This window comes from Pseudoflavonifractor sp. HNCC25GI2 (assembly GCF_058136395.1).
On record NZ_JBYUOW010000002.1, the window covers coordinates 56763 to 69124 of the forward strand.

13 protein-coding genes are annotated in these 12362 nt (G+C 57.2%); 12 read left to right on the forward strand and 1 reads right to left on the reverse strand.

The features are described from left to right. The 10 genes from metK (at position 1) to AC3YUO_RS02885 (ending at position 9113) form a co-directional block, all read left to right on the forward strand. The gene (metK, locus tag AC3YUO_RS02840) at positions 1-1167 is read left to right on the forward strand and encodes a methionine adenosyltransferase (protein ID WP_489961544.1); all 1167 of its coding nucleotides are present in this window, start codon (positions 1-3) and stop codon (positions 1165-1167) included. Beyond that, the gene (locus AC3YUO_RS02845; RefSeq protein ID WP_489961545.1) at positions 1157-2410 is read left to right on the forward strand and encodes a site-specific DNA-methyltransferase; all 1254 of its coding nucleotides are present in this window, start codon (positions 1157-1159) and stop codon (positions 2408-2410) included. Before metK ends, AC3YUO_RS02845 begins: the two co-directional genes overlap by 11 nt. A gap of 10 nt (positions 2411-2420) precedes the next feature. Further along, positions 2421-4127, forward strand: coding sequence for a DNA cytosine methyltransferase (locus AC3YUO_RS02850; protein ID WP_489961546.1), 1707 nt, complete (start codon positions 2421-2423; stop codon positions 4125-4127). An 87-nt stretch (positions 4128-4214) separates the two neighbouring features. Next, the gene (locus AC3YUO_RS02855) at positions 4215-4925 is read left to right on the forward strand and encodes a virulence protein (RefSeq protein WP_489961547.1); all 711 of its coding nucleotides are present in this window, start codon (positions 4215-4217) and stop codon (positions 4923-4925) included. Continuing rightward, the gene (locus AC3YUO_RS02860; protein ID WP_489961548.1) at positions 4909-5133 is read left to right on the forward strand and encodes a DUF4314 domain-containing protein; all 225 of its coding nucleotides are present in this window, start codon (positions 4909-4911) and stop codon (positions 5131-5133) included. The genes AC3YUO_RS02855 and AC3YUO_RS02860 overlap by 17 nt, the downstream gene beginning before the upstream one ends. A 135-nt stretch (positions 5134-5268) precedes the next feature. After that, positions 5269-6219, forward strand: coding sequence for an amidoligase family protein (locus tag AC3YUO_RS02865; protein ID WP_489961549.1), 951 nt, complete (start codon positions 5269-5271; stop codon positions 6217-6219). An 87-nt stretch (positions 6220-6306) separates the two neighbouring features. Then, a complete protein-coding gene (locus AC3YUO_RS02870) occupies positions 6307-6783 on the forward strand; it encodes a gamma-glutamylcyclotransferase family protein (protein WP_489961550.1) in 477 nt (158 codons plus the stop codon). Next, entirely contained in the window at positions 6770-6976 is a 207-nt protein-coding gene (locus tag AC3YUO_RS02875) for a hypothetical protein (protein WP_489961551.1), read from the forward strand. Before AC3YUO_RS02870 ends, AC3YUO_RS02875 begins: the two co-directional genes overlap by 14 nt. A gap of 133 nt (positions 6977-7109) precedes the next feature. Further along, positions 7110-7406: an Nmad4 family putative nucleotide modification protein gene (locus tag AC3YUO_RS02880; RefSeq protein ID WP_489961552.1), complete on the forward strand. Its 297-nt coding sequence runs from the start codon at positions 7110-7112 to the stop codon at positions 7404-7406. A 105-nt stretch (positions 7407-7511) separates the two neighbouring features. Next, positions 7512-9113 carry a terminase large subunit gene (locus tag AC3YUO_RS02885; protein WP_489961919.1) on the forward strand — a complete coding sequence of 534 codons (1602 nt, stop codon included), beginning with the start codon at positions 7512-7514 and terminating at the stop codon, positions 9111-9113. Positions 9114-9298: 185 nt separating this feature from the next. Here the strand turns inward: AC3YUO_RS02885 and AC3YUO_RS02890 are convergent, their stop codons facing one another. Beyond that, entirely contained in the window at positions 9299-10225 is a 927-nt protein-coding gene (locus tag AC3YUO_RS02890) for a hypothetical protein (RefSeq protein ID WP_489961553.1), read from the reverse strand. 121 nt (positions 10226-10346) lie between these two features. Between AC3YUO_RS02890 and AC3YUO_RS02895 the strand changes: the two genes are divergently transcribed. Together AC3YUO_RS02895 and AC3YUO_RS02900 are read left to right on the forward strand one after the other, a co-directional pair. After that, the gene (locus AC3YUO_RS02895) at positions 10347-11714 is read left to right on the forward strand and encodes a phage portal protein (RefSeq protein ID WP_489961554.1); all 1368 of its coding nucleotides are present in this window, start codon (positions 10347-10349) and stop codon (positions 11712-11714) included. After that, complete coding sequence (locus AC3YUO_RS02900; RefSeq protein ID WP_489961555.1) at positions 11611-12348, forward strand: head maturation protease, ClpP-related; 738 nt, start codon at positions 11611-11613, stop codon at positions 12346-12348. Before AC3YUO_RS02895 ends, AC3YUO_RS02900 begins: the two co-directional genes overlap by 104 nt. Positions 12349-12362 lie beyond the last annotated feature (14 nt).

Consider the following 12362-nt stretch of genomic DNA (forward strand, 5'->3'; position numbering starts at 1 on the left):
ATGACCAAATATAAAACAGCTGAAAGCGTCCGGCGCGGTCACCCGGATAAGCTGTGCGACCTGATCGCCGACAGCATTCTGGACGAGTGTCTGCGGCACGACCGCTATTCCCGCTGCGCCTGCGAGGTTATGGCCACCAAGGGGAAAATCTTTGTCTGCGGGGAGATCACCTGCGCGGCAAAAATCAACATCCGCTCGGTGGTTCGGGAAGTCCTCCGTAAGGTGGGCTACAACCCCATGAAATTCATTGTGTTCGTCTATGTCCACCGGCAGAGTTCCGACATCGCCGGCGGCGTGGATTCCGCGCTGGAAGTGCGAGATAGCGGGAGTGGTGATGTGTTCGCCACCACCGGCGCCGGCGACCAGGGCACCGTGTACGGTTACGCCACCAAGGAGACCTGGACCCGTCTGCCCGTCCCGGTGGTCTTCGCGAATGAAGTCTGCAAAGGGCTGGACGAAGCAATGCAGGATGGAACCATTCGTGGCATCGGTCCCGATGGCAAAGCCCAGGTGACCGTGGTGTATGAGGACGGGAAGCCTGTGGGTGTGAAGAACATTGTGGTGTCTGTCCAGCACGATGCGGACAAGGATTTGGAGGAGCTTCGCCGGGAGATTATCTCCGAGGTGCTGTATCCCATTCTGGACCGTTTCGGTTTCCCCAAGGATGTGGAGATTCTCATCAACCCCTCTGGCAGATTTGTGGAGGGCGGTCCCGCCGCCGATACCGGGCTGACCGGCAGGAAGCTGATGGTGGATACCTATGGCGGTCTTGCCGCCCATGGCGGCGGAGCCTTCTCCGGGAAGGACCCCACTAAGGTGGACCGCAGCGCCGCTTACATGGCCAGAGCCATCGCCCGGAACGTGGTGGGCGCGTGGCTGGCGGAGGAATGCCAGGTGTCCATCTCCTACGCTATCGGTAAGGCGGAACCCACCGCTGTGGAGATCGACACCTTCGGCACCGCCAGGGTGGACGAGGATGTGATTCGGCTGGCGGTGCTGGATGTGTTCGACCTGCGGCCCGCTGCCATCATGTCCCTGCTGCATCTTCGCGCTCCCATCTATGCTGACACCGCCGCCTACGGCCACTTCAACGGCTACAAGTTCAACTGGGAGAACCTCGACAAGACCGAGGAGCTGAGAAAGGCGGTGGAAAAGTATGCTGATTGAGCGCAAACACACCGCCGACCTTATCCCCGCCGACTACAATCCCCGCAAGGACTTAAAGCCCGGCGACCCGGAGTACGATAAGCTGAAACGCTCCATGGAGCAGTTCGGCTATGTGGAGCCGGTGATCTGGAACAAGGCCACCGGTCGGGTGGTGGGCGGTCACCAGCGGCTGAAGGTGCTTATGGACATGGGCGTCACCGAGGTGGAGTGCGTGGTGGTGGAGATGGATGAGGAGCGGGAAAAAGCCCTCAACATCGCCCTCAACAAAATCTCCGGCGATTGGGACAAGGACAAGCTGATGCTTCTCATCTCCGACCTGCAGGGCGCCGACTTTGATGTGTCCCTCACCGGCTTTGACCCCGCCGAGATCGATGACCTCTTCAAAGGCAGCCTGAAAGATGGGGTCAAGGATGATGAGTTCGATGTGGACGCCGAGCTGCAGAAGCCTACTATCACCAAGGCCGGGGATGTGTGGACGCTGGGGCGGCACCGGCTTGTCTGCGGGGACAGCACCAAGCCGGAAACCTTCTCTCTGCTGATGGACGGTCTGAAGGCCAACCTGGTCATCACCGACCCGCCCTACAATGTCAACTATGAGGGCGGCGCCGGGAAGATCAAGAACGACAACATGGAGAACGCCGCCTTCTATGACTTCCTGCTGGCGGCGTTTCAGAATACCGAGGAAGCCATGGCGGACGATGCCTCCATTTATGTGTTCCACGCGGACACCGAGGGACTGAACTTCCGAAAGGCGTTCTCAGACGCCGGCTTCTACCTCTCCGGGACGTGCATCTGGAAGAAGCAGTCCCTGGTGCTGGGCCGCTCTCCCTACCAGTGGCAGCATGAGCCGATTCTCTTCGGCTGGAAGAAGAAAGGCAGACACCAGTGGTATACCGGGCGGAAGGAGTCCACCATCTGGGAGTTCGACAAGCCTAAGAAGAACAAGGATCACCCCACCATGAAGCCTATCCCACTCCTGGCCTATCCTATTCTGAACTCCTCCATGAGCAACGCCATCGTGCTGGACCCCTTCGGCGGTTCCGGCAGCACCCTCATCGCCTGTGAGCAAACCGACCGCGTCTGCCGCACCATCGAACTGGACGAAAAGTTCTGCGATGTCATTGTGAAGCGGTACATCGAGCAGGTGGGCAAAGCGGACGGTGTATCCCTCCAGCGGAACGGCCTGACCTACCGCTATGAAGAGGTGGCCGGGGACGATGCGGAAGATATCCCACTGTTCTGAGGAGGTGCCCATGGAATCGAATACGACTTTGACCCTCGGCAGCCTCTTCGATGGCTCCGGGGGTTTTCCTTTGGGCGGTCTGCTCTGCGGGATCACCCCGGTGTGGGCTTCGGAGATTGAGCCGTTCCCCATCCGGGTGACCGCCAAGCGGCTTCCCTTTATGAAGCACTACGGCGACATCTCCCAGATGGATGGCGGGAAGATCGAGCCGGTGGACATCATCACCTTCGGCTCCCCCTGCACCGACATGAGCATCGCCGGGCGGAGGGCCGGTCTGGATGGAAAACAGTCCGTCCTTTTCTACCAGGCCATCCGCATTATTCAGGAAATGAGGGATGCCACCCATGGCAAATATCCAAGATACATCGTATGGGAGAACGTCCCCGGCGCGTTCAGCTCCAACCACGGAGAGGACTTCAAGGCCGTCCTCGAAGCGGTCATCGGGATCAAGGAACCGGGCGCCCAGGTGCCTATGCCTGAGAAAAACCTCTGGCCCTACGCCGACCTGTACATGGGAGAGCAGTGGAGCGTTGCGTACCGCACTCTTGACGCGCAACACTGGGGAGTCCCCCAGCGAAGACGCCGCATCTTCCTTGTCGCAGATTTTGCAGGCTGGGGTGCCGGACAAGTATTATTTGAGTCCGAAGGCCTGTCAGGGTATTCTGCGGAGGGCTTCCGTGCGTGGCAAAGAGCTGCCAGAGATCCTGCGGCTGGCTTTGGAGCGGCAGGCATCTGCCTGAACGACCAGGGCGGGAGCTGCATGGATGTGTCCAGTGAAGTTACCGCCACCCTCCGGGCAGAACACCATGGGCATCCACCCTGTGTACTGGATGCCGCCGGCTTCTGCACCGAACATTCAGCGGACAGCCGGGGTATCGGTTTTGAGCCGGAGCGCGCCCCTACGCTTCGGGCCGGCGTGGTTCCCGCCGCTATTGCGCTGGAGAGCCACCCCATCGACAGCCGCATCAAAATCGCCGATGACGGTACCGTCCAGACGCTGACCTCCCGCATGGGGACAGGCGGGATGAATGTGCCTCTGGTGCTGAAGATCTGCTCCGGCTGCGAGGGCGGCGGGAAGGGAACGCTCATCCAGAAGGACAAGTCCGCTACACTGGGCTGCAACAACGACCAGACCCTTTTCGAGCCTGTGGCCTTTGGCATCTCCTCCGACCAGTCCAAGGCCATGCTCTCCAGCAATCCCCACGCCGGCATCTACAAAGCCCGGACATCCCGCACCCTGGACACCGGAGGTGGAAACCCCGGCTGCAATCAAGGTGGGATTGCCGTGGTCACACAGGAGAAGTCCTACGCCATGACCATGAATAGCTATGTCCAGGTCGAGGAGGAAAAGGCGCCGGCGTTGCTCTCAAGGGATTACAAAGACCCCACCGCTGTGAACAGCGGCTACACCGTGCGGCGGCTGACACCCACTGAGTGCGCCCGGCTGCAAGGCTTCCCGGACTGGTGGTGCGCCGGCCTGGAAACCCCGGAGCCGACCGTGGACGACATCGCATTCTGGACGGAGGTCTGGGAGACACACCGCAGAGCCGTGAATCCCTCCGTGAAGCCCAAGACGGAGCGGCAGATCGCCAAGTGGCTGAAAACCCCATACTCCGATGCGGCGGAGTACAAGATGTGGGGCAACGGTGTGGCACTGCCCTGCGTCTGGTTTGTCCTCTCCGGCATTGTGTTCAGTACACAATTATCTCCCACATAATTCTACAATCCCAGGTCTCTATTTGACTTGATATTTGGGGGCCGCAGAGCGAATATGTGACTACCAAAAATCAAGGAGGAACGAGAAATGACCCTGCGATACAACCTGACCGGCGCCGACCGCAAACGGCTGGTGACCGCTATCAGCGAAATCACCGGCGCCCCTGCCAAATACCTGGGCGCACCCAGCTTCGCCTACCAGGTGGACTACTTCACCATTGACCGCAACGGCGGCGTCACCTTTGATGACTGTGCCGACAGCGAGGAGATCGAAAACCTCATCGAAACGCTGGACAGCCAGGGTTTCACCGCCGAGCCGCAAGCGGTCGAGACATCCGAGAATGCAGAACCGTCTCCCGCCGAGGTGGACGGGCTGTGCATCTCCATGCCCGCCAGCCTGTTCTCCGAAACGGCGCTGCAAAACCTCAAGGGCATCACGGCGGCGAAGGGCAGCTTGATCCGCAAAGCTCTGGGGGTGGAGGAACTGCCCATCGAAGTCGGCGAGACGAAGGTCTCCTTTCCCTGGTTTGCCGGGACGCCCGCGCCGGAGGAGGTCAAGGCCTACGACCACTTCATCTGCGCCCTGTGCGAGATGGCCAGGAACCAGAAGCGCATCACCGCCAAAGAGCGGGACACAGGCAATGATAAGTATGCCTTCCGCTGTTTCCTACTACGATTGGGTTTCATTGGACCAGAGTACAAGCAGGAGCGCAAGATCCTCCTTCGGAACCTGACCGGCAGCTCCGCTTTCAAGACGGTACCCCAGAAGGAGGTGGCAGACGATGCGGCTTCCGAGTAAAGAAACGCTGACGCTCCTCCGCTCGCGCTATCCCAAGGGCGCACGTGTGGAACTCGTCCACATGGATGACCCCCAAGCCCCTCCGGTTGGGACGAAAGGCACGGTGCTGGGCGTGGACGATGTGGGGAGCATCCTGGTAGCTTGGGATAACGGCAGCGGCCTGAACGTAGCCTTTGGCGAGGATATCTGCCGCAAGGTTAAGGGATAAGGCGCTGTAAGATGCACAGTTTTTAGACCACAATATCGTGTAGTTTATGGCTCAGATATTCCTGGATATAGTGTACCTTCAGAGGTAATATGACACTACCGAAAGAGAAAACAACACCAGCCAGGAGGTAGAACCATGAACGAGAAAACAAAAACCCAGATCGAAGAAATGAAGAAGCAGACCATTGGGGTCGAGGTCGAGATGAACAGCATCGACCGCAGCCGGGCGGCAAAGATCGCCGCCGAGTTCTTTGGCACCGGGCGCTATGAGAACACCGCCCACCGCAACGGGTACAGTACCTGGAGCGCATGGGACAGCCAGGGACGCGAGTGGAAATTCCAGAAGGACGTTTCCATTTCCGGCCCGGACAGCGAAAAATGTGAGCTGGTCACCCCGATCCTGACCTACGCCGACATGGAAACCCTACAGGAGCTGATTCGCCGACTTCGCAGGGCGGGCGCCAAGAGCGACTCCACCAGGGGTTGCGGAGTACACATCCACATCGGTGCCAAGGGTCACACACCGCAGACCCTGCGCAACCTGGCCAACATTATGGCCAGCCACGAGAGCCTGCTGGCCGAAGCCCTCAACCTCGACCATTACCGCATGAGCCGGTACTGCCGCACGGTTGACCCCCGCTTCCTGGAACAGCTCAACCGCAGGAAGCCCACCACCATGGCAGACCTTGCCGACATTTGGTACGGGAGTCAGGGTGCGAACTACGGCAGAAGCCACCATTATAACGACAGCCGCTACCATATGCTCAACCTCCACGCCACATTCACCAAAGGCACGGTCGAGTTCCGGCTTTTCCAATTCGATGCCCCCGCCAACGGTAAGCGCAACGGCCTTCACGCCGGCCAGCTGAAGAGTTACATTCAGCTTTGTCTGGCGCTCAGCCAAATGTCCAAGACGGTGCGCACCGCCAGCCCCAAGCCCCAGCAGAACGAGAACCCCAAATACGCCATGCGTACCTGGCTCCTCCGCCTGGGTTTCATTGGCGAGGAGTTTGAAACCGCACGAGACATCCTGACCCGCCGCCTTTCCGGTGACGCGGCCTTCCGCAACGGCAGAGCAGCCGCTTGAAGGACGCCGCCCAGAGGCCCCCGAACCCGCTGATGCGGGCTTTCGGTGGTAGAAGGGGTATGCGCCCCGGAAAGGAAGGTTCACAGAATGAAACGCTACTACATTGCCTACGGAAGCAATCTCAATGTCCAGCAGATGCGCTGGCGCTGCCCAGGGGCGAGAATCATCGGCACTTCGGAGCTGCAGGACTACCGGCTCCTGTTCAAGGGAAGCAAGACCGGCTCCTACCTTACAATTGAACCGGAAGCGGGATGCACGGTTCCGGTTGCGGTATGGGAGGTCACCGGTCAGGATGAATTGGCACTGGATCGCTATGAAGGATTCCCCAGCTTCTACTACAAAACCGAGATGACGCTCGATGTCAAAGGCATCCGCACCGGCAAGCTCCGGCGCTGGAGAGCTTTCGTGTACATCATGCGCGAGGAGCGGCCCTACGGCATTCCCACCAGCAGTTACATGAGCATCTGCGGACAGGGGTACCGATTCTTCGGGTTTCCCGTTGACAAGCTCCTGGAAGCCTGCCGCTACAGCAGAGAAAGGATGAAGCCCCATGAAAGAAGATAACGTCACCCGCCTGATAATCTGCCCCCGCTGCGGCAAGGTCTACCACGAGCCGCCGGCGCTTTCCCGGCTGGACAACGAGACCCTTATCTGCCCGGACTGTGGAACGCGGGAAGCTCTGGACAGCATTGGTGTTTCGCCAGATGAGCAGGACGCCATTATCCAGACCATCCACCGCTACCAGCGGTCGGAATGAAGCTGTAAAACACACAATATCCAAGCGCCATGTTTGTGTAATATATTCCTTCGAATTGACTTGCTATTATTCGCTTTTAGAGCGAATATGTACACACCAAAAGGGAAAACGCACCGAATTGGAGGACACGAACATGAAGAAAACTACCGCTCAGAAGGCCGCAGCCTACCGCCTGCCCGAAGTCACCACCCCGGAAAACCTGGAAATGAAGCTGATGAACAACCTGGGTACCATCCTTACCTTTGGCGACCGCATCCTCGCCGCCGGGTACTTCTACAATCCCAACGGGCGCAGCTACTACGGCGCCGTTTATCGGTTCACCACCGGGGATCACACCTGCGAAGGCGACATCAAACTGGTCGGCATTTCGGATGATACCTTCACCGATAACGGGCACGCCATTGCCTGGGCGATGACTAGGGCAAACTAAAGCAACCACAACATAACACCCAAAGGGATGGAGCCGGAAGGCTCTGTTCCTCGTTGCAGCCGCGCAGGGCTGTTTTTTTATGCTCATTTTACGGAGGTGACAGACATCAGAAAGCTCAAGAAGTACATCCCAACGCCCTTCATGGCCAAGGGGTCCCACTATGATAAGGTCCTGGCGGACTATGCCATCAGCTTCATCCAATGTCTCTGCCACACAAAAGGCACCTGGGCGGGAAAGCCCTTCGAGTTGATTGACTGGCAGGAGCGTATCATCCGCGACCTGTTCGGCGTGGTCAAAGAGAACGGCTATCGGCAGTTCAACACCGCCTACATCGAAATCCCCAAGAAAATGGGCAAATCGGAGCTGGCCGCTGCGGTGGCGCTTCTGCTCACCTGCGGGGACGGTGAGGAGCGCGCCGAGGTATATGGCTGCGCTGCCGACCGCCAGCAGGCGTCCATCGTTTTCGAGGTGGCGGCGGATATGGTAAAGATGTGTCCGGCTCTCTCTAAGCGGGTCAAAATCCTCGCTTCCCAGAAGCGCATTGTCTACCATCCCACCAACAGCTTCTACCAAGTGCTCTCGGCGGAGGCCTACTCAAAGCACGGCTTTAACATCCATGGCGTGGTTTTTGACGAGCTGCATACCCAGCCAAACCGGAAGCTTTTTGACGTTATGACGAAGGGCTCCGGGGATGCCCGGATGCAGCCCCTCTACTTCCTGATCACTACAGCGGGGACGGATACCCGCTCGATCTGCTACGAGACACACCAGAAAGCCAAGGACATCTTGGAAGGCCGGAAGATTGACCCTACCTTCTACCCGGTCATCTACGGCGCCGATGAGGAAGATGACTGGACAGACCCCAAAGTGTGGAAGAAGGCCAATCCCTCTCTCGGTATCACGGTGGGCATTGACAAGGTCAAAGCGGCCTGTGAATCCGCCAAGCAGAACCCCGCCGAGGAAAACAGCTTCCGCCAGCTCCGGCTGAATCAGTGGGTCAAACAGGCGGTGCGCTGGATGCCCATGGAGAAATGGGATCGCTGCGCCTTCGCTACCTCGGAGGACGATTTGGAAGGCCGGGTCTGCTACGGCGGTTTGGATCTGTCCAGCACCACGGATATTACCGCCTTTGTGCTGGTCTTCCCGCCGCTGGACGAGGAGGACAAATACACTGTACTACCTTACTTCTGGATACCGGAGGACAACATCGACCTGCGCGTCCGCCGCGACCACGTGCCTTATGACGTCTGGGAGCGGCAGGGTTACCTCCGGACCACAGAGGGAAATGTGGTTCACTACGGCTACATCGAAAAGTTCATCGAGCGGCTTGGAGAGCGGTTCAACATCCGGGAGATCGCCTTTGACCGCTGGGGCGCCGTGCAGATGGTGCAGAATCTGGAGGGCATGGGCTTCACGGTGGTTCCCTTTGGGCAGGGCTTTAAGGATATGTCACCGCCAACCAAGGAGCTGATGAAGCTGGTGCTGGAGGAGCGCATCGCCCACGGTGGTCACCCCGTCCTGCGCTGGATGATGGACAACATCGACATCCGCACCGACCCAGCAGGAAACATCAAGCCAGACAAGGAAAAATCCACAGAAAAAATCGATGGCGCCGTTGCCACCATCATGGCCCTTGATCGGGCCATCCGATGCGGCAACGACACCAGCGAATCGGTCTATGACAGCAGGGGGCTGCTGTTTTTATAAATTGCCTGTTAACGAAATTCTAATGTCAGTTGTGAGGTGTAATCCCGTACTCGATGCCACTGGTTCTTAAAACGGAAGTACAGCTCACCATCGATTTCCTTCATGGGGCAAGTATATCGGCGTCCCATATTCGTTATTTGAACCCAGTCACAGGCGTAGTTGATACAAAGCACCAACATTGCTGATCACTCCGTTTCGATTACTTCATAATCGGGATCTTCATAGTCCTCCAGAGGGTTGTCGCCTGGGTTAGACATATAAAGTGTCTCCGCACCTTCCCGTGAACAGGAGATCATGTAGTCCCCGTACTCTTTTGCCTCCTCTTCGGAATCGAAGAGTTCATCCTCTTCTTCCTCAGTGCCATCTGGGTACTTCATTAGGAGTTTGAATTTGCGGCCAGAGTCATCGCCCAGGGATTCCGGCTCAAAGTCATCTGCCGATTCATCGGAATCGCTGGCTCCCTTTGTTGCCAAGTACGCAGCGCCCACCGCTACGCCAATAATACCAACAATCTTTGCCCCGGCCTTTAGGCGTTCCATCCACTTGGCTTTGCGTTTTTCACGGCAATCGGGACAGAGCTTCTGTTTTGTACCCGGCTCAAGTACTGCACCGCAGTCACGGCAAACGATAGCGTGAGTTGTTTCGTCTGGCAAAGGTTCGATAGGTGCCACCTTGAGACTCTCAGCGTTGAATGCTCCAATGGGGTACTCACTAATATATCCAGACACCGTGAAGGACCGTCCGCAACTATGGCACTGACACTCCACATTCTCAAATTCGTAAACTACCTCATCACCCATCTGTCGTTCGGAAGTAGAAACTGTCCCTTCATCTTCCAGGTCGATGCGATTTTTTGCTTTGCAATAGGGACATTCAACAGCGCGCTGTAGACTAATACGGTCATCTTCCCATAATGTGTCATCCCCAATTTCTTCTGCTGCCTGCTGGAGTTTTACCTTTTCACAGTACTCCTGCAGAGCTTTTCTAAAGATTTCAGACTTTGGAACGCCAGTCGCATTGCTGGCAAAAGCTAGCATTTCATCCTCTTTGTCATTGAGACGGACACGGTATTGCTTTTCGCGGCTGTCTTCCTTTTTAGGCCTACCGAGCATTTTATCATCTCCTTCGCTTTAATGGATATCCATAAAGTCTGTAACCAAAGAATACATCTTTCTCCTGGTTCTGTCAAGTATTTGGATATCCAAAAACAAAAAAGAAAGTGAGGTCGAGCCTATGGGCATCTTTTCCAGCTTGTTCAAATCCCGCGACAAGCCCCAGAATCGGACATCCGGCAGCGGGTACAGTTTCTTCTTTGGCGGCTCCACCGCCGGCAAGAACGTCAACGAGCGGTCCGCCATGCAGATGACCGCTGTGTACTCCTGCGTCCGCATCCTAGCAGAGGCGGTGGCAGGTCTGCCGCTGCATCTCTACCGCTACAAAGAAGATGGCGGCAAGGAAAAGGCATTGGATCATCCGCTGTACCACTTGCTCCATGATGAGCCGAACCCGGAGATGAGTTCCTTTGTGTTCCGGGAAACCCTAATGACCCATCTGCTCCTGTGGGGCAACGCCTATGCCCAGATCATACGTAATGGCAAGGGTGAGGTTATCGCCCTCTATCCGCTGATGCCAAACCGCATGGTGGTGGATAGGGACGCCAAAGGCCGGCTTTACTACCAATACACCACCAGCACCGAGGACGCGCCCACTATGAAGGGCGTCACCGTCAACCTGCCGCCCTCAGATGTACTGCACATCCCCGGTCTGGGATTTGACGGGCTGGTAGGGTACAGTCCCATTGCCATGGCCAAGAACGCCATTGGCATGGCGATTGCCTGCGAGGAGTACGGAGCTAAGTTCTTCGCCAACGGCGCAGCCCCCGGCGGAGTATTGGAACACCCCGGCACCATCAAAGACCCCCAGCGGGTGCGGGAGAGCTGGCAGTCCACCTTCGGCGGCAGCGGCAACAGCAATAAGATCGCCGTTCTGGAGGAGGGTATGAAATACACGCCTATCGGTATCTCGCCGGAACAGGCGCAGTTTTTGGAAACGCGGAAATTCCAAGTCAATGAGATCGCTCGAATTTTCCGAGTGCCACCCCACATGGTTGGCGACCTGGAAAAGTCGAGCTTTTCTAATATTGAACAGCAATCTCTGGAGTTCGTGAAATACACCTTGGACCCATGGGTGATCCGCTGGGAGCAGACCATTCATCGGTCGCTCTTATTGCCGGACGAAAAATCCCAGTATTTCGTGAAATTCAATGTAGAGGGGCTGCTTCGCGGCGATTATCAGAGCCGCATGAACGGGTACGCCATCGGTCGGCAGAATGGCTGGATGTCCGCCAATGACATCCGGGAGCTGGAGAATCTCGACCGCATCCCCGCCGAGGAGGGCGGCGAATTGTACCTGATCAACGGCAATATGCTCCCGCTCAAGGACGCAGGGGCTTTTGCAAATACCGAATCCAATGATGACGGAAAGGAGGAAAATGCCGATGAAGAAGTTTTGGAAGTGGAAGAATCAGGCCCAGACGGAGACAGCTCCGGCGGAACGGACGCTGTATCTGAACGGCACCATCGCCGAAGAAAGCTGGTTTGACGATGACGTCACGCCCCAGCTTTTTAAGGAGGAACTGATGTCCGGGAATGGGAATATCACCGTCTGGATCAACTCTCCCGGCGGGGACTGTGTGGCAGCGGCCCAGATCTACAATATGCTGATGGACTACCCCCACGATGTAACGGTGAAGATCGATGGCATCGCGGCATCCGCCGCATCCGTCATCGCCATGGCAGGTACCAAGGTCCTCATGTCCCCGGTGTCCATGCTCATGATCCACAACCCTATGACCGTGGCAATGGGTGATACGGTTGAGATGCAGAAGGCCATCGAGATGCTCTCCAGTGTCAAGGACTCCATCATTAACGCCTACGAAATCAAGACCGGCCTGTCCCGCGCTAAGCTGTCCCATCTGATGGACGCCGAAACCTGGATGGACGCCGGGAAAGCAGTAGAGCTGGGCTTCGCCGATGCGGTGATGAAACGGCCTGCTAAAGCGGAGGATGTAGAATCCCCGACAGTCACCATGCTGTACTCCAAAGCATCGGTAGTCAATTCCCTCATGGATAGGATAGCCGAAAAATGCAGAACCGCTCGTCCCGCCTCCAAGGCGGAACCCAAGGGCCGCTCCGTAGACGTTCTCTACGAGCGGCTCAATCTTTTGAAACATTAAAGGAGGAAATCTAC